Annotated in this window: 17 protein-coding genes; 4 read left to right on the top strand and 13 right to left on the bottom strand. The window is 66.6% G+C overall.

From position 1 onward, the window contains the following. Positions 1-2: 2 nt before the first annotated feature. Positions 3-1,232, bottom strand: coding sequence for a phosphoserine phosphatase SerB (serB, locus tag AWC25_RS13825; RefSeq protein ID WP_069399754.1), 1,230 nt, complete (start codon positions 1,230-1,232; stop codon positions 3-5). 22 nt (positions 1,233-1,254) lie between these two features. After that, complete coding sequence (gene ctaD / locus AWC25_RS13820; protein ID WP_069399753.1) at positions 1,255-3,000, bottom strand: aa3-type cytochrome oxidase subunit I; 1,746 nt, start codon at positions 2,998-3,000, stop codon at positions 1,255-1,257. Between the two features lie 167 nt (positions 3,001-3,167). Here ctaD and AWC25_RS13815 point away from each other — a divergent pair, with 167 nt between their 5' ends. Together AWC25_RS13815 and AWC25_RS13810 are read left to right on the top strand one after the other, a co-directional pair. After that, a complete protein-coding gene (locus AWC25_RS13815) occupies positions 3,168-4,292 on the top strand; it encodes an iron-siderophore ABC transporter substrate-binding protein (RefSeq protein ID WP_372513406.1) in 1,125 nt (374 codons plus the stop codon). 79 nt (positions 4,293-4,371) lie between these two features. Continuing rightward, a complete protein-coding gene (locus AWC25_RS13810) occupies positions 4,372-5,412 on the top strand; it encodes an NAD(P)-dependent alcohol dehydrogenase (protein WP_069399752.1) in 1,041 nt (346 codons plus the stop codon). On the opposite strand, the gene AWC25_RS13805 is transcribed toward AWC25_RS13810, so the two are convergent. The 4 genes from AWC25_RS13805 to AWC25_RS13790 all read right to left on the bottom strand — a co-directional run bounded on the left by AWC25_RS13805 (position 5,401) and on the right by AWC25_RS13790 (position 8,935). Continuing rightward, positions 5,401-5,826, bottom strand: coding sequence for a DUF3349 domain-containing protein (locus AWC25_RS13805; RefSeq protein ID WP_069399751.1), 426 nt, complete (start codon positions 5,824-5,826; stop codon positions 5,401-5,403). The two genes, AWC25_RS13810 and AWC25_RS13805, sit on opposite strands and share 12 nt — an antisense overlap. Before the next feature lie 340 nt (positions 5,827-6,166). Then, positions 6,167-6,655, bottom strand: a complete 489-nt coding sequence (locus tag AWC25_RS13800) for a hypothetical protein (RefSeq protein WP_142278830.1) — start codon at positions 6,653-6,655, stop codon at positions 6,167-6,169. Positions 6,656-6,771: 116 nt separating this feature from the next. Beyond that, positions 6,772-7,746 (bottom strand): class 1b ribonucleoside-diphosphate reductase subunit beta, encoded by a 975-nt coding sequence (gene nrdF, locus AWC25_RS13795; RefSeq protein ID WP_198166620.1) that lies wholly within the window; start codon positions 7,744-7,746, stop codon positions 6,772-6,774. A gap of 166 nt (positions 7,747-7,912) precedes the next feature. Then, positions 7,913-8,935 carry a YeiH family protein gene (locus AWC25_RS13790; protein ID WP_069399780.1) on the bottom strand — a complete coding sequence of 341 codons (1,023 nt, stop codon included), beginning with the start codon at positions 8,933-8,935 and terminating at the stop codon, positions 7,913-7,915. A gap of 132 nt (positions 8,936-9,067) precedes the next feature. Here AWC25_RS13790 and AWC25_RS13785 point away from each other — a divergent pair, with 132 nt between their 5' ends. Beyond that, positions 9,068-9,967, top strand: a complete 900-nt coding sequence (locus tag AWC25_RS13785) for a LysR substrate-binding domain-containing protein (protein WP_069399749.1) — start codon at positions 9,068-9,070, stop codon at positions 9,965-9,967. Positions 9,968-9,975: 8 nt separating this feature from the next. On the opposite strand, the gene AWC25_RS13780 is transcribed toward AWC25_RS13785, so the two are convergent. From AWC25_RS13780 to AWC25_RS13765, 4 genes are read right to left on the bottom strand one after another with little or no spacing between them, the layout of a single operon-like run. Beyond that, the gene (locus AWC25_RS13780) at positions 9,976-10,890 is read right to left on the bottom strand and encodes a succinate--CoA ligase subunit alpha (protein WP_084229245.1); all 915 of its coding nucleotides are present in this window, start codon (positions 10,888-10,890) and stop codon (positions 9,976-9,978) included. A gap of 2 nt (positions 10,891-10,892) precedes the next feature. Beyond that, entirely contained in the window at positions 10,893-12,047 is a 1,155-nt protein-coding gene (locus AWC25_RS13775) for a succinate--CoA ligase subunit beta (RefSeq protein WP_069399748.1), read from the bottom strand. 2 nt (positions 12,048-12,049) lie between these two features. Beyond that, positions 12,050-13,471, bottom strand: coding sequence for an acylating sulfoacetaldehyde dehydrogenase (sauS, locus tag AWC25_RS13770; RefSeq protein ID WP_069399747.1), 1,422 nt, complete (start codon positions 13,469-13,471; stop codon positions 12,050-12,052). Positions 13,472-13,487: 16 nt separating this feature from the next. Beyond that, positions 13,488-14,558, bottom strand: coding sequence for a phosphotransacetylase (locus tag AWC25_RS13765; protein WP_084229244.1), 1,071 nt, complete (start codon positions 14,556-14,558; stop codon positions 13,488-13,490). A gap of 334 nt (positions 14,559-14,892) precedes the next feature. Between AWC25_RS13765 and AWC25_RS13760 the strand changes: the two genes are divergently transcribed. Further along, positions 14,893-16,221 (top strand): MFS transporter, encoded by a 1,329-nt coding sequence (locus AWC25_RS13760; protein WP_084229243.1) that lies wholly within the window; start codon positions 14,893-14,895, stop codon positions 16,219-16,221. A 331-nt stretch (positions 16,222-16,552) separates the two neighbouring features. Here AWC25_RS13760 and AWC25_RS13750 read toward each other — a convergent pair whose 3' ends face one another. Genes AWC25_RS13750 through AWC25_RS13740 form a run of 3 tightly spaced genes read right to left on the bottom strand, consistent with a single transcriptional unit; the run spans position 16,553 to position 22,072 of the window. After that, on the bottom strand, positions 16,553-17,677 hold the full coding sequence (locus tag AWC25_RS13750; RefSeq protein ID WP_069399745.1) for an Mrp/NBP35 family ATP-binding protein: 1,125 nt from the start codon (positions 17,675-17,677) through the stop codon (positions 16,553-16,555). Between the two features lie 7 nt (positions 17,678-17,684). After that, positions 17,685-20,513, bottom strand: a complete 2,829-nt coding sequence (locus AWC25_RS13745) for a molybdopterin-dependent oxidoreductase (protein WP_069399744.1) — start codon at positions 20,511-20,513, stop codon at positions 17,685-17,687. Positions 20,514-20,527: 14 nt separating this feature from the next. Further along, a complete protein-coding gene (locus tag AWC25_RS13740) occupies positions 20,528-22,072 on the bottom strand; it encodes a 4Fe-4S dicluster domain-containing protein (protein WP_085166947.1) in 1,545 nt (514 codons plus the stop codon). Positions 22,073-22,164: the final 92 nt, after the last annotated feature.

Here is a 22,164-nt window from a genome sequence, read left to right as displayed (position 1 = left end):
TCTCAGGGGATCTCGGGGCGGCGCACTTCGCCGTCGACGGCGTCGGCGGCCTCGATTTCGCCGCGCGTCACGCCCAGCAGAAACAGCACGGTGTCCAGGTACGGGCTGCTCAACGATGCGTCGGCGACCGCACGCAACGCCGGTTTGGCGTTGAACGCCACACCGAGCCCGGCCGCCGAAAGCATGTCGATGTCGTTGGCGCCGTCGCCTACGGCGACGGTCTGCGCCATCGGCACCCCGGCCTGTTGGGCGAAGTCGCGCAATGCCTTGGCCTTCCCCGGCCGGTCGATGATCTGGCCCACCACCCGGCCGGTGAGTTTGCCGTCGACGACCTCCAGCTCGTTGGCGGCGACGAAATCGAGCATCAATTCCTCGGCCAGCGGTTCGATGATGCGCCGGAACCCGCCGGACACGACGCCGCAGTGATAGCCCAGCCGCCGCAGGGTGCGCACCGTGGTCCGGGCACCGGGCATCAGCTCCAGCTGATCGGCGACCTCGTCGATGACCGTGGCGGGCAGGCCCGCCAGGGTGGCCACCCGCTGCATGAGCGATTCCGCGAAATCCAGCTCGCCGCGCATCGCGGCCTCGGTGATCGCGGCGACCTTGCCCTCGGCGCCGGCCTTGGCGGCCAGCATCTCGATGACCTCACCCTGGACCAGGGTGGAGTCGACGTCGAACACGATCAGCCGCTTGGCTCGCCGCTCCAGGCTGTAGTCCTCGACCGCGACGTCGACGCCCTGCTCGGAGGACACCTTGTTCAGGGCCGTGCGCAATGCGGCGTCGACGCCCGGCGGCACCGAGACGCGCAGCTCCAGCCCGGTCACCGGGTAGTCGGAGACGCCGCGGATCAGATCGATGTTGACGCCCCGTTCGGCTACCTCCCGGGCGACGGCGCCGAACGCGCCGGCCGTGATCGGGCGGCCCAGCACGAAAATCGTGTGCGTGGACGGTTCCCGGATGACCGGCATGGCGTCGCTGCGTTCGATGCTGACGTCGAGGCCCAACCCGTGGATGGCGTCCTGGACGTCGTCGCCCCGCACGATGCTTTCGGCTACGTCCGGCGGACAGCACAGCAACACGCCCAGGGTCAGCCGGCCCCGGATGACTACCTGCTCGACGTTCAGCAGGTCGATGCCGTGCACCGACAGCGCGTCGAAAAGCGCCGAGGTCACACCTGGTTGATCCACACCGGTGACGGTGATCAGCACCGACACCTTGGGTGGTGTGCTCACTCGCGATTGCCGCGACGGGCCATTAGCTGCGGACGTTGACGTCGTCGAGCCGGGTCACGTCGTGGCCTTCCTGACCGTGGGCCCGGCCGACGTGCGATTCGGCACGCATCCGTTCGACCATGTGCGGGTAGTGCAGCTCGAACGCCGGGCGCTCCGACCGGATGCGGGGCAGCTCGGTGAAGTTGTGCCGCGGCGGCGGGCAACTGGTCGCCCACTCCAGCGAGTTGCCGTAACCCCACGGGTCGTCGACGGTGACAACCTCGCCGTAGCGCCAGCTCTTGAAGACGTTCCACACGAACGGGAACATCGAGGCGCCGAGGATGAAGGCCCCGATCGTCGAGACGAGGTTGAGCCCCTGGAAGCCGTCGGTGGGCAGGTAGTCGGCGTAGCGGCGCGGCATGCCTTCGTCGCCCAGCCAGTGCTGCACCAGGAATGTGGTGTGGAAACCGATGAAGGTCAACCAGAAGTGCAGCTTGCCCAGCCGCTCGTCGAGCAGCCGCCCGGTCATCTTCGGGAACCAGAAGTAGATGCCCGCGTAGGTGGCGAACACGATCGTGCCGAACAGCACGTAGTGGAAGTGGGCGACGACGAAGTAGCTGTCGGTGACGTGGAAGTCCAGCGGCGGGCTGGCCAGCAGCACACCGGTCAAACCGCCCAGCAGGAACGTGATCAAGAAGCCGACCGAGAACAGCATTGGCGTTTCGAACGTCAACTGGCCCTTCCACATCGTGCCGATCCAGTTGAAGAACTTGATGCCGGTCGGCACCGCGATCAGATAGGTCATGAACGAGAAGAACGGCAGCAGCACGGCGCCGGTGGCGAACATGTGGTGTGCCCACACCGCGACCGACAGCGCGGCGATCGACAGCGTCGCGTAGACCAGCGTGGTGTAACCGAAGATCGGCTTACGGGAGAACACCGGGAAGACTTCGGTGACGATGCCGAAGAACGGCAACGCGATGATGTACACCTCGGGGTGCCCGAAGAACCAGAACAGGTGCTGCCACAACAGCACTCCGCCGTTGGCCGGGTCGTAGATGTGGGCGCCCAGGTGCCGGTCGGCGGCCAGGCCGAACAGCGCGGCGGTCAGCAGCGGGAACGCGATCAGCACCAGGATCGAGGTCACCAGGATGTTCCAGGTGAAGATCGGCATCCGGAACATCGTCATGCCCGGCGCGCGCATGCAGACCACGGTGGTGATCATGTTGACCGCGCCCAGAATCGTGCCCAGACCCGCGACCGCCAGCCCCATGATCCACAGGTCGCCGCCAGCGCCCGGTGAGTGGATCGCGTCGGACAGCGGGGTGTAGGCGGTCCAGCCGAAGTCGGCGGCGCCGCCCGGTGTGATGAAGCCGGCCATGCCGATGGTGGCGCCGAACAGGAACAGCCAGAACGAGAACGCGTTGAGGCGGGGGAAGGCGACGTCGGGTGCGCCAATCTGCAAGGGCAGCACCAGGTTTGCGAAACCGAACACGATTGGCGTGGCGTAGAACAGCAGCATGATCGTGCCGTGCATGGTGAACAGCTGGTTGAACTGTTCATTCGACAAAAACTGCAGGCCGGGCGCCGCCAGCTCGGTACGCATCAGCAGCGCCAGCAACCCGCCGATGAAGAAAAAGATAAAGCAGGTGACGCAGTACATGATGCCGATCAGCTTGTGATCGGTGGTCGTGATCAGTTTGTAGATCAGGTTCCCTTTGGGACCGGTGCGGGCCGGGTACGGCCGAACGGCCTCTAGTTCTCCCAACGGGGGCGCTTCGGCTGTCAACGCACTCCTCCAAACATCCGTCCCAGACAGGGGTTCCCCCCGAATCTTAGCCCCCGACGAGGCCGACGACAGGGCTGGTCCTACAAACTGTCGTAAATAGCTGATGGCGCGCGCCGGTCCGCCTCGTCGGGATGGTTCTCAGCTGCCCGGATGTTAGCGTCGTCGGCGTGCTATTCGTCCGTCGGCAGCCCGCTTCGCGGCCCGGGTCCGGACTCATCAGAAGGCGACCGATCGCCCTTGTCGCCGTCGCCGGTGTGGCGGTGCTGGCGTGCAGTGCGTGCGGGTCCAAGCAGTCCGGCTCCACGTCCTCGTTGGTCACGCCCACCACGCAGATCGCGGGTGCCGGGGTGCTGGGCAATGACCGCAAGCCCGACGAGTCGTGCGCCCACGACCCGGCGCCGGCCGATGCCGGTCCGGCGACCCGACAAGCGCACAACGCCGCGGGCGTCACACCCGACACGGTTCGGGTGCCCGCCGAGGCCCAGCGGATCGTGGTGCTTTCCGGCGATCAGCTGGACGCGCTGTGCGCGCTGGGTCTGCAATCGCGGGTCGTCGCCGCGGCGCTGCCGATTGGTTCGTCCTCTCAGCCGTCGTATCTGGGCAACGCGGTGCACGCACTGCCCGGCGTCGGCAACCGCGACAACCCCGACCTGCGCGGGATCGCGGCCGCCCACCCCGACCTGATCCTGGGCTCGGTCGCGCTGACACCGCACATGTATCCGAAGCTGGCAGCGATCGCGCCCACGGTGTTCACGGCCGCACCCGGTGCCGGCTGGGAGGACAACCTGCGGGTCGTCGGGGCCGCGACGGCCCGCAGCGGCGCCGTCGACGCGTTGATCGAGGCCTTCCGGCAACGCGCCGAACAGATCGGCGCTCGCCACGACGCCGCGCATTTCCAGGCATCGATCGTCCAGCTGACGGTCAACAGCCTGCGCATCTACGGCGCCAACAACTTTCCGGCCAGCGCGCTCGGCGCGGTGGGCGTGGACCGGCCCGCGGCACAGCGCTTCACCGACAAGCCCTACATCGAGGTCGGCGCCACCGATGCCGACCTGGCCAACGCGGACTTCTCGGCGGCCGACGCCGACGTGATCTACCTGTCGTGCACCACCAAGGCCGCCGCGGACCGAGCCGCGACGGTGCTGGACAGTGCCCCGTGGCGCAAACTCTCCGCCAACCGGGACAACCGGGTTTACATCGTTAACGACGAGGTATGGCAGACCGGCGAGGGAGTCATCGCCGCCCGCGGCGTCGTCGACGACCTACGCCTGGTCAACGCGCCGATCAATTGACGGGGGGCCGGGCGATTGGCCCCAGGCCATTACCTTAGCTAAGCTTTTCTCAGCCGTACCACACCGAAAAGGGACCGCAATGAGCACAGTTTCCGCGTATGTCGCCACATCGGCGACCGAACCGCTGACCAAGGGGACCATCGAGCGCCGCGACCCCGGCCCGCACGACGTCGTGATCGACATCAAGTTCGCGGGGATCTGCCACTCCGACATCCACACGGTCAAAGGCGAATGGGGTCTGCCCAACTACCCGTTGGTGGTGGGCCACGAGATCGCCGGCGTGGTCAGCGAGGTGGGCGCCGACGTGACCAAGTACCAGGTGGGCGACCACGTCGGTGTGGGCTGCTTCGTCGATTCCTGCCGCGAGTGCCGCAGCTGCAAGACCGGCAACGACCAGTACTGCCAGCGTGGTGCCACCTTCACCTACAACTCCGTCGACAAATACGGCCAGCCGACGCACGGCGGGTACAGCGAGGCGATCGTCGTCGACGAAAACTACGTGCTACGCATCCCGGACTCGCTACCGCTGGACAAGGCCGCGCCGCTGCTGTGCGCCGGCGTCACCCTCTACTCCCCGCTGCGCCACTGGAAAGCCGGCAAGGACACCCGCCTGGCGATCATCGGGCTCGGCGGCCTGGGCCACATGGGCGTCAAGCTCGGTGCGGCGCTGGGTGCCGAGGTGACCGTTTTGTCGCAGTCGTTGAAGAAGATGGAGGACGGGCTACGGCTGGGCGCCAAGCACTACTACGCGACCGCGGACCGCGACACCTTCCGCACGCTGCGCGGCAGCTTCGACCTGATCCTCAACACCGTCTCGGCCAACCTGCCGCTCGACGAATACGTGAACCTGCTCGATGTTGACGGCACCCTTGTCGAATTGGGCATCCCCGAGCACCCCATGCAGGTCGGCGCGTTCCCGCTGGCCCTGATGCGGCGCAGCCTGTCGGGCTCGAACATCGGCAGCATCGCGGAGACCCAGGAGGTGCTCGACTTCTGCGCCGAGCACGACGTGACCCCCGAAATCGAGGTCGTCGCCGCGGATTACATCAACGAGGCCTACGAGCGGGTGCTCGCCAGCGACGTGCGATACCGCTTCGTCATCGACATCTCAACTCTGTGACGCGCCCTCGGGCAGGTGGTCGCGGCGGCAGGCGATCTCCTCGGCCGCCTCGCCATGTTCGTCCCCGGGGATCACTTCGCTGACGTCGATGCCGGCCAAAGGCCAGCCCGCGGCGGCCAGCGTGGCGGCGACGCGCTGAATGTTCTCCCGGCCGGGGTCGTGTCGGGTGACCTTGGTGATGAACTCGGCGATCTCGTCGCGGCTGACCACCCCGTCGGCCCCGGGCTGCGATTCGTTGACGGCGATCTTGTGGGCGATCTCTTCGAGTTGATCCTGAGTCAGCGGGGTGCTGCGGAGCAGGGCGAACAGGGCCACCTGGTCCGGGCCGGGCACACCCTGGGGGTAGCCGACGTCGAGCCAGCGAATTACCGACTGCAGAAATTTGGCGCGCTTGGGCGAGTGTTGTTCCGGCACTCCCCTAGTTTCACGGCAGGGACGCGGCCCGCGTGTCGTGGCAGAGTCACTATTCATATGCCGTTCACGACCTCAACATCTGGCTCCGGCAATCCGCCGGATGGCGCGGGCTGATTCGGCGGGCAGTCCCTGGGCTAAACCGGCCCCCTTTGCTGCTCACCGATTTACGATGAGCGGGCGAAAACGGCCCGGGCCTGCCCGAAGGACGGAGTGGTCATGTCTGGTCTCCTGAGCAAACTCATCGTCGCCCTGGTTCTGGCGTGCGCGACCGCCACGACCGCGGGTTGCACCATCGACTGCACACCCGGCGGGATCTGCAGCATCACCTGAGCCCAGCGGATCAGCTGTTTTCCTCCCGCAGCGCCTGCATCGCCAGGTTGTTGAGCAGCTTGCGGCCGGGGTCGGTGCGCAACTGGGGCAGCATCGCCGAGACGACACCGGCGGCGGTGAGGGCCAGTCGCACCAATCCGTCGGGTGCGCTCGCGGCATCGCGCAGTACCTCGTACTCGACGCCGGCATCTCCCGAATGCTGTGCCATCGCCATCCGGGCAACCAGCCGGTTGTCGCGATCCAGATACAGCTCGTCGGCGGTGGACGCCGAGATCAGCGTGTCGCCGATTTCGGCGATTTCGTATGGTTCGCATAGCTGCGCAACCAGCTGCCACAGGATCGATACCGTGGCGCGGATCAGCTGGGCGAGGCGATCGGCCGGAATCACCTCATCATGGACGATGACGCGCATGCCCGCTTCGTCGCCGCGCTCGCCATGCTGGATTAGCGCCAGCGCGCGACGAAAATCCGCTGCGCCGACCGGGTCCTCATTGCTCACCCCGCCCATCTTGCCCGCGGCACCGACCCACGTCGCGCCAACGAGAACCGGCGGTTCAGTAATCCGCCATCCATTTCCGGCTCACACTGCGTCCCCGCGCCGGAGCCGACCAGCGTTCAGAAGTCCCAGTCCTCGTCCTCGGTGTTGACGGCCTTGCCGATCACGTACGACGAGCCGGACCCGGAGAAGAAGTCGTGGTTCTCGTCGGCGTTGGGCGAGAGGGCGGACAGGATCGCGGGGTTGACGTCGGTCTCGTCGCGCGGGAACAGGGCCTCGTAGCCCAGGTTCATCAGCGCCTTGTTTGCGTTGTAGCGCAAGAACTTTTTGACGTCCTCGGTCAACCCGACCTCGTCGTAGAGGTCCTGGGTGTACTCCACCTCGTTGTCGTAGAGCTCGAAGAGCAACTCGTAGGTGTAGTCCTTGAGTTCGGTGCGCTTGGCCTCGTCGACCAGCGCCAGGCCGCGCTGGAATTTGTAGCCGATGTAGTAGCCGTGTACGGCCTCGTCGCGGATGATCAGCCGAATCATGTCGGCGGTGTTGGTCAGCTTGGCCCGGCTCGACCAGTACATCGGCAGGTAGAAGCCCGAGTAGAACAGGAAGCTTTCCAGCAACGTGGAGGCCACCTTGCGCTTGAGCGGCTCGTCACCCCGGTAGTACTCCATGACGATCTCGGCCTTGCGCTGCAGGTTGGGGTTCTCCTCCGACCAGCGGAACGCGTCGTCGATCTCGGCGGTCGAGCACAGCGTGGAGAAAATCGAGCTGTAGCTCTTGGCGTGCACCGACTCCATGAACGCGATGTTGGTGTAGACGGCCTGTTCGTGCGGGGTCAGCGCGTCGGGAATCAGGCTGACCGCCCCGACCGTGCCCTGGATGGTGTCCAGCAGCGTCAGCCCGGTGAACACGCGCATCGTGAGCTGCTTCTCGACCGCGGTCAGCGTCCCCCAGGACGGGATGTCGTTGGATACCGGCACCTTTTCCGGCAGCCAGAAGTTGCCGGTCAGCCGGTCCCAGACCTCGGCGTCCTTGTCGTCTTGCACTCGGTTCCAGTTGATCGCCGAAGCACGGTCGATCAGCTTCATGTTCTCGGTCACCAGAACCCCACTTCACCTGCCGATTTGCCTGCATTGGCGTCAGGCTCCAGACACTACCCCTGGTGTCCGACAACCCGACGCAACACAACAAGTTGTGTTTGCGTGTCGCGGGCCGGGGTCGGCGTCTTATGTCGATTGTCCCACCGTTTGCCCGTCCGGCGGCGGGTCAGCGGGACGCCAGCACCACCCCGGTCAGGGCGACGCTTGCGATCCACCCGGTGGACACGATCGCCAAGACGAACGGGCGGGGACCGACCTTCTTGAGGACCGACGCGTGCACGCCGGTGCCGAGCGCGAACATGGCCGCACTGAGCAGGGCGACCTGCACGACCTTGGCGTACTGCAGCGCGTGGGTGGGGACGACGCCGGCGGAACGCAGTGCGACGCAGACCATGAAGGCGACGACGAACAGCGGCACCAGCGGCGGACGTTTGATGTCCGTTCCGGTCCCGGCGATCCTGCGCTGTCGAACGCTGAGCACCGCCATCACCGGCGCGAGCATCAGCACCCGCGCCAACTTCACCACCACGGCCACCCCCAACGCGCCGCCTCCCATCGTGGCGGCGGCAGCAACCACCTGGGCGACCTCGTGAATCGACCCGCCCGCCCAGGCGCCGGCGGCGAGGTCCGACAGCCGCAGCGCATGCGCGAGTGCGGGAACCAGCGGGATCATCAGCGTCCCGCAGATCACCACCAGCGCAATCGCGGTGGGGACGTCTTCGTCGTCCTCGGCCTGGATCACCCCGTCGACGGCGGCGACGGCGGCGGCGCCGCAAATCGAGAAGCCGCACGCAATCAACAGGCGCTGTGTCCAACTCAGACCGAGCAACCTGCCCACGAACATGGTGCCGCCGATGCCCAGGCCCACGATGGCGACGACGACGATGATGACGCCGTAGCCCAGGCGCAGGATGTCGCCCAGGACCAGCTGCAGGCCCAGCATCGCGACCCCGATGCGCAGCAGTCGTTTCGCGGAGAACTGCAGTCCGGGTCGCAACCAGCGCGGCAAGGGTGCGACGTTGGCCGCCACCGCGCCAAGCACGATCGCGATCAACAGTGGACTCACCGTGGGCAACCAGTGATTGATTGCCAAGGTGCCGGCGGTCGCGATGGCGCAGAGGGCGACTCCGGGACCGACCGCGACCGGGTTGGGTGCCCGCCGCAACGGCCTGGCCGTCCCCTCGCGCATGTGCTCCTGGCCCAGTGAACTGATCATTCCTCAACGTTGGGCCACGACCAGGGACGCCGGTAGCCACCAAATGGGTATCTGGTCATATCAAGGATGCATACCCAACGGGCAGGCTGGTCATATAGTTCGGGTATGTCGCTGCGGCTACCGCCTTTTGAGGCGCTCAGACTGCTCGTCGGTGTCGACGATCACGGAAGTCTCAGTGCCGCTGCGCGTTCGGTCCAGATGTCGCAGCCGAACGCCAGCCGCGCGATCAGGGGACTGGAGCGACGCTTCGCCCTGCCGCTCGTCGAACGCAGTCCCAACGGTTCGACGCTGACGGCGCAAGGCACCGTCCTGGCGCATTGGGCGCGTCAGATTCTGGCCGACATCGACAAGCTATTGATCGTCGCGGAGGGACTCAAGGCCGAACGCGGCGCGCAGTTGACCGTCACGGCCAGCATCACCGTCGCGGAGCACCTGATGCCGGTGTGGCTGGCCAGGTTTCGCGCGCAGTATCCCGGCGTGACAATTTATCTTCAGGCCCGCAACTCGACCCAGGTGATCGAAGAGGTCCGCAGCGGCTCGTGCGACGTCGGGTTCATCGAGTCGCCGAATCCGGTTCGGGGCCTGCACAGCACCGAGGTCGCACGCGACGAACTGGTCGTCGTGGTCCATCCACAGCACCCTTGGGCGCGTCGCCGCGCACCGCTGACGGCGGCCGAGTTGGCCGCGACGCCGCTGCTCGTTCGCGAGGCCGGGTCCGGCACCCGAACCACCCTTGAATTGGCCCTGCGAGATTACGAAATCGCCGCCCCGCTGCTGGAACTCGGCAGCGCGTCGGCAATCCGCACGTCGGCGCTCAACGGCGTCGGACCGGCCGTGCTCAGCACACTCGCCATCGCCGAGGACGTCCGGACCGGTCACCTGAATGTCGTTGCCGTCCAAGATCTGCACATGCCAAGGTCGCTGCGGGCGGTCTGGCGCGGTGCACGACGGCTCGACGGCACCGCGGCCATGTTGTTGAAGCTGATCTTTTCGGAACCGGCCTAGCCTCGGCGTTATGCGGATCCGCTGCGCGCGGGCTCGGCCGGCGCCGCCGTGGCTTCGACGCCCGCGGCGCGCAGCGCTTCACCCACCGCGCTGGGCACGTCAACGACCACCGCACCGGCCTCGGTGAGCGCGCGCACCTTCGACTCGCCGCTACCGCGGCCGCCGGTCACGATGGCGCCGGCGTGGCCCATCCGCTGCCCCGGGGGCGCGGTGCGACCGGCGATGAAGGCGACGACGGGCTTGGTCATCGACGCGATGTACGCCGCAGCCTCCTCCTCCATCGCACCGCCGATTTCACCGACGACGACGACGGCCGACGTCCGCTCGTCGGCGTCGAGAAGGCGCACCGCGTCCAGCGTGGTCGTGCCCAAGATCGGGTCGCCACCGATCCCGATGAAGGCGCTCTGGCCGAAACCGGCAGTGATCAGTTCCATCGACACCAAGGTGCCCAGGCTGCCGCTGCGCGAGATGACCCCGATCGGGCCCGGTTGAAAGATGTTGCGCGCGAAGCCCGGCATGATGCCGACCGACGTTTCGCCCGGCACGACCAGGCCCGCGGTGTTTGGACCGAGCACCGTGGTTCCGGCCGCCGCGGCGCGGGCAAGAATCTCCATGACGTCCTGGGCGGGCACGTGTTCGGTGAGCAGCACCAGCTTGCGAACACCCGCCTCGATCGCATCGAGGGCGGCGGCCCTGGCGTGCATCGGTGGGACGAACAGCACGGAGGCGTCCAGCCGGTGTTGGGCCGCCGCCTGCACCACGCTGTCATAAACGGGAATGGAATTGACCGTCCGGCCCCCGCGCCCGGGACTCGCACCCGCCACGACTCGGGTGCCGCATTCGACCATGCGCTCGGTCCAATACGACCCTTGCCTACCGGTAATCCCTTGGACGACGACCGTTTCCCCGCTGCGAATCAACATCGTCACACCTCCACCGTGGTCGCCGCGGCCGCGACTGCGGCCTGGACGGCATCGTCCATGAGTTCGTACGGCGTCACCGAAAGCCGCTCTTGCACCAGGCGGATCGCCTCTTGTTCGCCGGTGCCGTGAATGGTGAAGAAGTACGGAATGTCCGGTCGCAGTTCTTCGATGGCGGCGACAACACCTTCGGCCATGACATCGGTGCGGGCGAAGGCACCACAGAAATTGATCAGCAGGCTGCGGACCCGCGGATTGTCCAAGACCAGCTTCAGAGCCGGGGTGGCCTTCGTGTAGGCGTCGCCGCCGATCTCCAAGAAATTGGCCGGTTTGCCGCCGTAGTGGTTGACCACGTCCAGGCTCGTCATGGTCAGTCCCGCGCCGTTGGCCAGAATTCCGATGTCGCCGTCGAGCTCGATGAATTGCAGGCCCAGTTCGCGACCGCGGCGTTCGAGATCCGTCCCTACCTCCAGCTGATCTGTGCGCAGCTCGGCGACGAACGACGAATGACGCGACAGCGCACCGGGATCCAGCGATACCTTGCTGTCCAGGGCCACAAGCTCGCCAGCGGCCGTGACGGCCAGCGGGTTGACCTCGACCAGGTCGGCGTCGGCCGCCCGGTAGGTCTGATAGAGCGCTGCCAGCGCATGGGCCACGGCACCCCGCGACTTCTCGGGCAGGTCGGTACCGGCCAGCATGTCACCGGCGAGGTCCTCGTCCAGGCCCCACAAGATGTCTACGGGCAACCGGTGCACGCGATGCGGCGATTCGGCGTTGATCTCTTCGATGTCCATACCGCCCGCGGTGGAAAACAGCAACAGCGGCCCCTTGGTCCGGGCGTCGTTGAGGATGGCGGCGTAAAGCTCCTGCTCGATGTCCACGCATTGCTCGAGCAGGACCTGCTGCACGCGATATCCACCCATCTCGGCGCCGAGCAGCTCGCGGGCCGCGGCGGCGGCCTGCTCCGGCGAGTCGGCGAACAAGACCCCGCCCGACTTGCCGCGTTTGCCCGCCGGCACCTGGGCCTTGAGCACCACCCGACCGCCGAGTACCGCGGCCGCCCGCGTCGCCTCCTCGGGCGAGTCGACGACCCGCCCCTCCGGAATGCGTACGCCGGCGTCGGCCAGCAGTCGCTTGCCTTGGTATTCAAGAAGTTTCATGCTCACCGTCCGTAAGTTTCGAAGTAGGAGCCCCACAGGTCCGCTTCGGTGGGTTCACAAGCCGGGATGACCCGCGCGAGCCGGGTGATGTTGAGGAAGTCCCGGTAGGACAGGTTGTGGGAGATGCTGTTGCCGGCCCAGGTGCCCGCACCCATCGTGAGGGTGAATCCGAGCCCGTTGTCGAATCCGCCTCCCGTGCCGAAGCAATGCGCCTGGTTGACCAGTACCCGAGCCACCTTCAGCCGCTCCGCGACGTGGCGGGCCCGATCGTCGTTTTTGGTGTGTATGCCGCACGAATGACCCGCGCCCTGGAAATCCAGGATCCCCTGGATCCGGTCGAGGGCCTCGTCAAGGTCGGTGAAGCGGTACACGGTGAGCACGACGGAGAGCTTCTCGCCGCTGAACGGGTGGTCGGGGCCGTAGCCGTCCTCCTCGACCAGGAAGAAGTCGGCGTCGTGTGCGCCCTGCTCGTTGAACCCGGCCAGCGCCGCGATCTTGCCCGGCGGCTGCGCGGTGATCTCGGCGCTGAGTTTGCCGTCCGGCCACATCACCTGCTGCAGGCGGCGCTTCTCCTGGGCGCTCACCAGATACGCGCCTTGACGCCGCAGCGCGTCGATCGCGGCGTCGTAGACGTCGGTGTGGATGTGCACCGAGTTCTCCGAGGAACAGCTGGTGGCGTAATCAAATGTCTTGCTGGCGTGAATCTTTGCCGCCGCATCGTCGAGATCCGCGTCGGCGTCGATGATGACCGGCGCGTTGCCCACACCGACGCCGATGGCGGGGGTTCCACTGCTGTACGCGGCGCGCACGTTCTTCTGCGACCCCGTCACGACGACGAAGTCGGCCTGCCGCATCAACTCGTAGGTAACCGCTTTGGACGGAACCGCGGTGTACTGCACCAGATCTCGCGGCACACCCAGCCGGTCGAACTGTTCGTGAATGTGCCGCACCAGAAGAGCGCAGGTGGATGCTCCCTTGGGAGACGGGGACAAAATGACCGCGTTGCCGCCCTTGAGCACCATCATTGCCTTGTTGGCGGGGGTGGCGGCGGGATTGGTGGAGGGACAGACTGCCGCGACGACGCCCATCGGCTTTGCATATTCTGTGATGCCGGTTTTGGGGTCGTCGCTGATGATGCCCACCGACTTTGCACCCGTCAAATCGCGCAGCGTGCCCATGGTCTTGCGTCGGTTCTTCAACGTCTTGTCCTCGACATTGCCCAGCCCGGTGTCGCGCACCGCCAGCTCGGCGAGCTCGAGCGCCCTGGTCGGCTCGGCGATCGCCCATGCGACCGCCGCGACAACATGATCGACGCGCTCCTGGGAATATCCCGCGAACTCGGCTTGGGCCGTGCGGGCACGTCGCACCATCTCGGCGACCACCTGTTCGGCGGTCTCGGCTGCGTGCGGGGGTGACGTCGTCATGATGGATTCTCTTCTCCTACTTGGGCAATGGTGCCGTCGCGGTGACGGCTTGGACGGCGCTTGCCAGCGCCACGAATTCGATGTCGTCGACGCTGCACCCGCGGGACAGGTCGTTGATGGGCTTGGCGAAGCCTTGCAGGATCGGGCCGAGTGCGGCCGCACCGCCGATCCTTTGGGTGATCTTGTATCCGATGTTGCCCGCGTCGAGGTTGGGAAAGATCATCACGTTGGCCTGGCCGGCAACGACGGACCCCGGTGCCTTCCTGGCGCCAATGTCGGCGACGAACGCGGCGTCGAACTGCAGCTCCCCCTCGATCGGCAGCCCGGGGCGGAGTCGACGGGCCATCTCGGCGGCCCGGCGGACCTTGTCGACCTCGGCGTGTGCCGCGCTGCCCATGGTGCTGAACGAGAGCATCGCGACCACGGGGGCCGCCCCGGTCAGCGAACGGTACGTCATCGCCGTCGCCACCGCGATCTCGGCGAGCTGTCGGTCGTCGGGCATCGGGACGACCGCACAGTCGCCGTAGGCGATCAACTGTCCAGATGGCAGCGCCATGACGAAGCAGCTCGACAGCGTGTGCGTGCCGGTAGCAGTCCCGATCACCCGAAGCCCGGCCCGCAGCACCTCCGCGGTCGGGCGAGACGCACCCCCCACGCAGGCTTCGACCGAGCCCATGCGCAGCAGGGCGGCCGCCGCGTACAACGGATCCGACTGCAGCTCAAGGATTTCTGCACACTCCAAGCGGGGCGACAGCGCGTCCCGCAACACCGCGGCCACGCGCTCGGCCTCGTCGGGGCAGGCGACGTCTACGATCGACACCCCCCGTAGCGGCCGGATTCCGTTGCGATCCGCGACCTCTTGGATCACCGTGCGCCGGCCGACGAGATGAGGCGCGACCGTCCCGGCTTCGCTCAGCCGCACCGATGCGGCGATCACGCGTGGGTCTTCGCCGTCGGCCAGAGCCACGCGGACCCTTCGGCCTGCCAGGACGCTGCGCCAGGACGCCCGCAGGGCGTGCAGACCGCCATGGCCGGCGCGCGGATCCACGGCGGCCATCGGGGCAGGGGCGATGTCGCTGACGGTCATCGATCCTCGCAGTCGGCGTCGGGCGTATTTCAACTTATGAAATCATTTCCCAACCTTCCATGGTGGCTGGCGGCTGTCAAGGCCGGACGGGGAACACCGGACACCGCCCGGCGGAATCGAGCACAGTCGCCAAACACGTGTATCACGTTGTCCTACAACGCCTTTTCCGGGACGACGGCCGCCTCCGGCGTAACTTGCCGCCCGCGCGTCATTGACATCACACCGCCTTGTGGCTAGCGTCACAACACACCAGATCTGGGATGCGCTTTCACATAATGGGATGAGCCCCGGTGCCGCGTTGCCGCCCGAGGCCATAGCTAGGTGGTGACCGTTGATGCTCAAACCTGCATTCCGTCTCGACGCCCCGCACGGGCAACCGACAGCAAAGGCCAGACCGTCGCTGCGCACCGCATTCGTGGGGCGGGTGCGTGGCAAGGTGCTGCTGCTGCTCTGCATGCTGTACTTCGTCACCTACGTGGATCGGGTGAACATCGCGACGGCCGCGCCGTTCATCAAAGGTGAACTCGGATTGACGAATACCCAACTGGGACTGACGCTTTCGGCTTTCGCACTGCCGTACGCGTTCTTCCAGATCTTCGGCGGGATGATCGGCGACCGCTTCGGGCCCCGGATCGTGCTCGGCATCGTCGGCGTCGTCTGGGCGGTGTCGACGGCGGCGACCGGGTTTGCTGTCGGATTGGTGTCGCTGTTCGCGGCCCGGCTGGCACTCGGCTTCGGCGAAGGAGCCTCCTTCCCGACCGCGACACACGCGATGGCGAAATGGATGCCACCAGACCAGCGCGGGCTGGCGCAAGGCGTGACGCATGCCGCCGCCCGGCTCGGGAACGCCATCACCCCGCTGGTGGCCGGGGCGCTGATCGCCCTGTACGGTTGGCGACTTTCGTTCTGGGTCTTCGCCGCGGTGAGCTTTCTGTGGGTCGTTGCGTGGGTGTGGTCGTTTACCGACTCCCCGGCCGATCACCCGAAAATGACGCCGGCGGAGCTCGCCGAGCTACCGCAAGATCAGCAAACCGAACAACACACCCCCACCCCGTGGGGCCCGCTGTTGCGACGCATTCTTCCGGTGACCCTGGTCGACTTCTGCTACGGCTGGACGCTGTGGGTGTTCCTCACCTGGCTGCCATCGTTCTTCAAGGGCAGCTACGGCTTGGATCTCAAGGACTTCGCAATGTTCAGCACATTGGTGCTGCTGGCCGGGGTCGTCGGCGACACGATGGGTGGAGTAATCTCCGACGCGCTGCTGCGGCGAACGGGCAATCCCAAGATCGCTCGGCGCGCCACGCTCGTGGTGGGCCTGATGGGATCGTTCCTCTTCGTAATTCCCACCCTGGTGACGCACCGGCTGTTACTCGACGCGACGTTTCTTGCGCTGTCGTTTTTCTTTTTGGAGTTGACCAATGCGGTGCTCTGGGCGATCCCCATGGACATCGCACCCCAGCATGCCGGCACCGCGGGCGGGCTGATGAACACCGGCTTCGGGGTCGCGGGCATCCTCTCCCCGCTGGTGTTCGGCATGCTGCTGGACGCGACCGGCAGCTGGCAGGTCCCCTTTGCCGTCTCCGCCGCACTCCTGTTCATCGGGGCCATCGCGGCGCTGCGCATCGATCCGCAGCCGCTGCCCGATGAGGCGGCCGTGCTATGAGTGCGGCATCCGAGCGCATGTATCACGAACTGAATGCGATTGCCGTCGAACTGAATTCGAACACGATCAACGGGCTCTGCGGCGAGAAGCGGTGGGGTCACCGCCGCGCAGTCCGACACGGCGTGCCGGTGGACGGTGGCACCGATGGTGATCGCTACTCGTCGCGGCGCACCGGCACCGGCGGTGCCGGTCAACCGGAGTCGAGTTCTTTTAATCCGCCCGGCGCACGCTGTCCGCGGTGCGGACGGTGATGGCCGCCACCGCGGCCAGGACGGCGCGGGCGGGCAAGCCATCTCGCGCTGCGCAGCCGTGGTCCTGAATTCGTGGCCGCTCAGGAGGTGACGGTCAGGGGCAGCGGAATCCCGGCCAACGGCCGACGGACGGTGAGCAACTGCGTGGCAAGGTCGGCGAAAGCGACGGCCGACGGCGCCAGCGGCTGCTGGATGAGCACCGGTATCCCCTCATCGCCGGCCGCGCGGAGTTCGACGTCCAGCGGCACGCTGCCCAGCAATTGGGTACCAAGTTCGTCGGCCAATCGGGTTCCGCCACCGGAGCCGAAGAGTGCGGTGCGCCCGCCGCAGCAGCCACACACCAGGGTGCTCATGTTCTCCACCACACCCGCGACCGGCATCCGCATGTCGGTGGCCATCCGGCCGACCCGGGAAGCCACCGTCTGCGCCGCGGGTTGTGGCGTGGTGACCGCCACCAGTGCGGCCTGCGGGACGAGCTCCAGCAGCGAAAGCGTCACGTCGCCGGTGCCCGGGGGAAGGTCGATGAGCAGGACGTCGACCTCACCCCAATGGACGTCGAACAGGAACTGTTGCAGCGCCTTGTGCAACATCGGGCCGCGCCACACGACGGGCTCGGCATCGTCGACGAAGAAGCCGACGGACATCAGCCGCACCCCGTGCGCCTCGACCGGCAGCATCAGGCCGTGCAGCGCCACCGGGTTTCGGCGGACCCCGAACAGCTGGGGAACCGAATAGCCCCACACGTCGGCATCCAGCACGGCAACCCTCTTGCCCGCGGCGGCCAGGGCCACCGCCACGTTGGCCGCCACGGTGGATTTGCCGACGCCGCCCTTTCCGCTGGCGACCGCGAACACCTGCGTCCGCCCGTCCAGCCCTTTCCCATCGGCGCGACGCAGCCGGCCGGCGAGGGCCACGCGCTCCCGCTCCGTCAACGCCGAGAAGGTCACCTCGACACCGACAACCCCGTCAACCGTCGCTGCCGCGGCGGCGACCTCGGCACGCAGCCGATCGCGCATCGGGCAGGTTGGGGTGGTGAGCGCAACCTCGATGTGGGCTACCCCGTCGCGTCCCGCCGCGACCTGCCTGACCATGCCCAATTCGCCTAGTGCACGGTGTATTTCAGGGTCTTCGACGGCTTCGGCGGCCCGGCGCAGCGCGTTCTCGTCGACCAGCGGCCGTCGCCGGGGCCGGGCCATCATCACCATGTCGCCGTCATCCTTCGACCCGGTAGCCGCGCCGCGTGGGCGCGAGCGGCCGCATCATGAACTCCGGACGGCGTTGACCGCCCGGTCCCAAGGTGGCCCTGGTGCGGGACAACCACTCTCGGTAGACGGCCGCGGATCGCCGCGTGTCGACATAGACATCGCCATACCGGTCTTCGGGATGGGCGGGCTCCATCCGGATCTTCTGCAACCAGCAATGCATGCCCGAGTGCGGGTCGGGATGGACGGCGAACGCGAGATTCTGATGCACGCCGGGGTCGTCCCACGAAATGCGGGACGAGTCGGGATCGCCGGAGGCGAACGGCGCAACCCCGCCCTTGTGGCGCAGGAACCATGTGTGTTCCCCACCGGGATGGGAGATTTCGACCATCCCGGACACCCAGCGACTGCCCTCACCCGGATGAAGTCGCCAGCGGCCCATGTGGTGGGACAGCGCACACACGCCCGGGCGGATGCCCTCGGTGACCCAGACTCGGGCGACGAAATAACCGATTTCGGTGCTGATGCGCACCAGGTCGTCGGTGTCCACCTGATGGCGTGCCGCATCGCGGGAGTTCAGCCACAGCGGGTGCGTGTTGGAGATCTCGTTGAGGTACTTGGCGTTTCCGGACCGGGTGTGAATCAGCGTGGGCAGCCGGAAGGTGGGCACCAGTACCAGCTCGCCGGCGTCCAAATCGATCTCGCCGGCCGCGACATGCGACCGGATGTATCCCGGTGTCGCATGCTCGGGCCAACCCCAGTCCCGCATTGCCGACGAGAACACCTCGAGCTTGCGTGACGGTGTCGGCCATCCGAAAGTCACCGTTCCGTCGTCGTGACGCACGCCCACCGCGCCGGCTTCGCCAACGATCGGTGCCACGGAGTCCAGCGTCACCGGTTTGCGCACCACTCCCAGCCCGTCGACGGTGGTATCAAAGAGCTCCGTGTCGTCGATGACGCGTTCGTCGCGGCGATACACCGCCTGTTCGACCTCGACCACGCCGTAGCGTCGCATGTATTGCATCGGTGTCATGTCTTGCGCCGCAGCCTTTTCCGGCAGACCGGGGACGCTGTGCTCGAACATCCACTGGTAATAGTCATCGACGGTGATCTTCTCGCCGGGACGGTATGGGGACTCGAAGTATTTTCTGATCCCCAGCGCCCCTTCGGGGTCGATGCGCCAGGACAGCTCAAACCAGAACTCGTTCTCCTCCCACACCTCGCCGGGGTTGGCGTCGCGGGTGTCGGTGACGTCGTGCCCGAGCTTCGACATCGCGACGCGGCGCACCGGTTGCCGGAAGCCGAGCCAGCGCCCGGCGTGCGTCTCATAGGAGTGCGTGTCGTGGCGTTCGCTCGAGTGGCCCATGGGCAGCACGTAGTCGGCGAATTCGGCCGTCTCCGACCAGGTCGGGGTCAGCGCCACGTGCAGGCCCACCTTGTCCGGATTCGACAGTTGCTCGATCCAGGTGAAGCCGTCCGGATTTGTCCACACTGGGTTGTAGACCCGGGAGAAGTACACCTCCAGCCTGCCGCGTCCCTCGGCCAAGAAGTGCGGCAACAGGATTGACATCTCGTTGGTACACAGCGGGAACTCACGCGGGAAGGTGAGTTCGTTCCACCGCTCGTGGTGGTTCGGCTTGTTGGGCGGCTCCGGGATGAACTTGTGCCAACCGTTGGGGCTGGTCCCACCGCGGGTTCCGATGCTGCCGGTCAGGGCGAGCACGAACCACAGTGATCGGGCGACCTGCCAACCGCCCAAGTTGCCGGCCGCAGCCGCGCGCCAAATGTGAGACGACAGCCGGTGGTCGCAGTCGGCGACGAGGTGCGCGATCTCCGCGACCTTCTCGGCAGGCACTTGGGCTTCACGCGCCGCGAATTCGAAGGTGTACTGGGCATAGTCGTCGGTGATGCGATCCAGGAATGTCTCGAAATCCTCGCGGGCATCGGGGTGTAGCTCCTGCAGATAGGTGCGCCAGTTGAGCCAGCGGCGCAGGAACGGCTCGTCGATGCGCCGGGTGCGTAGCAGATACGATGCCACCGCGAGCAGAATCGCGGCCTCACTGCCCGGCCACGGTGCCAGCCAGACATCGGCATGCGAGGCGGTGTTCGACATCCGGGGGTCGAGGACGATCAGTTTGGCACCGGATTGTTTGGCCTCCATGATCCGCTGCGCGTGCGGGTTGAAGTAGTGCCCGGTCTCGAGGTGGCTGGACAGCAGCAGCATGACTTTGGCGTTCGCGTAGTCCGCGGACGGACGGTCGAAGCCCGCCCACAGCGACATACCCAGCCGGGCGCCGGCTGAGCAGATGTTGGTATGGGTGTTGTGCCCGTCCACCCCCCAGGTGTTCAGCATCCGCTCGGTGAACCCGTCCTCCCCCGGTCTGCCGACGTGGTACATGATCTCGTCGTGCCGGCCTTCGGTCAGCGCCGTGCGGATCCGCTCCCCGATGTCGTCGAGCGCCTCGTCCCAGCTCACCCTCTCCCAGCTGCCGGCGCCCCGCTCGCCGGCACGGCGCAACGGATAGAGAATCCGTTCCGGATCGTTGAGCTGGTTGACCGTCGCGGGACCTTTCGCGCAATTGCGCCCGCGCGAACCCGGGTGCGCGGGATTGCCTTCCAGCTTCTTGACCGACAGGTCGTCTTTGTCCACGTACGCCAGCAGTCCGCAGGCACTTTCGCAGTTGAAGCACGTGGTCGGGATCAACATGTAGGAATGCGGCACCTTGCGCGGATGCGCCTTGGCGTCGTATTCGATGTGGTTGTCCCACTCCGAAACTGGCGGGAAGTTGTGCAGATGTTCGTGACAGCGCAAGCCGGGCAGGGGCGGTTCGACGGGCATGGATGCTCCTTTACTCACGACAGGGGGACGTCTTGGCCGGCCCGGACGAACACGCTCTCGTAGGCGATCAACGCCCCTTGGGCGACCAGGCCGCCGAGGGCCGCGAACGCCAAAGGTGCAGCAGCCCAGCTCATCCCGGAAAGAACAGCGGCCAGCACCGCCAGCGCCACGCCGCCTACCCAGAACTCGCGGGCGTAACGGCCCTTGACGACCATGTGCGCGGCCGCGGCCGCCTGACCACTCGGATGGCGCCCGAGGAATTCCAGCAGCACCATCACGACATGTCCGGCCGTGGCGACGGTCAGGGTGAACAGCAACAACTTCCAGCCGGCGGGCCCGGGATCGATGACCGTGGCGGCCACCGACAGTGCGCCGGCGCCGACCATGAACGCCTGCACGATGAGGTGCCAGAACAGCAGCGGCGATTGCCACAGGTCCCGGCCTTCGGCCTGCCCGAACAGGAAGCCGGTGTAGCCGGTGGTCATCGCCGCGGCGAGGATCGTCGGAACCGAGAGCACCGAGCGCACCAGGTTACTCGTGTCGGTGCTCAGAACGCTTGCGTGGTCGAGCAGTCCCAGCGCCAGCCACGCGGTGAACAGTGCACCGGCCGCCCCCAGGACCACCGCTCCCCAGAACAGCCACGAGCGGGGGTTGGGCTTGAGCAGGATGTAGAGGAACCGCTCGGGCCGCTTGAGATCCCACACGAGCAGCACTGCGGTGAGACCGACGCCGGCGACCGCGATGGCCGGGGCGGCGACCGAGCCCAGCACGCCGAGATCGATTCCCGCCACGTAGGCGAGCGCGGTGATCAGCATGGTGCCCGCGGCGACCGCCTTCGTCCACAGGTAGGCCGTCACCCGCCATCCCCACGGGCGCGCATGCGCCGTGTTCAGGGTGGTCCGCGCCTTGCTTACCGGGTCGGTGGGAAGGTCGGTGGACACCTGCCTGCGGTGTTCGTCGGGCCGTGCCCACAGGTAGGACTTACCGGTTGGCGCGGCCAACGGGTCGAGGACCGCCCGGTCTGCACCGAGATAGAACACGTTGGGGCCGGTGTTCTGCTCCGGAGCGCGGACCTGTACGGGGTTGCAGTTGACCAGGCGGGCGATGCCGCTGGCCGGATCTTCAAGGTCGCCAACCCAGATGGAATGCGTCGGGCAAACCACGACGCACGCCGGCTCCAGTCCTTCGTCGACCCGGTGGGCACAGAAGTTGCACTTGGCGGCGGTGTGGGTTTCCTCGTCGATATAGATGGCGTCGTACGGGCAGCCCTGCATGCACGCCTTGCATCCGATGCAGCGTTCGTTGTCGAAGTCCACGATGCCGTCGTCGCGCTTGAACAACGCTTGTGTCGGACAGATTTTGACGCAGGGCGCATCGGTGCAGTGGTTGCATCGCATCACCCCGAAGTCCCGTGTGGTCGCCGGGAACTCGCCCGACTCAACGTATTTCACCCACGTTCGGAATTGACCGAGGGGGACCTCGTGCTCGGTTTTGCAGGCGACGGTGCAAGCGTGGCAACCGATGCAGGTGCGCTGGTCGATGGCAAATCCGTACCGCATGGCACCTCCGATTCCGTTGTGCCAGCGACGTTAACGGCGTCGTCAAAGGACCGGTAGCGTTCTCAAACTTTAAAGCCCCCAAGGCGAACTTT

It is taken from the genome of Mycobacterium sherrisii (assembly GCF_002102355.1).
Classification (GTDB): domain Bacteria; phylum Actinomycetota; class Actinomycetes; order Mycobacteriales; family Mycobacteriaceae; genus Mycobacterium; species Mycobacterium sherrisii.
The sequence above is the reverse complement of the archived record's forward strand: the minus strand, read 5'-3'. Positions and strand labels throughout refer to the sequence as shown.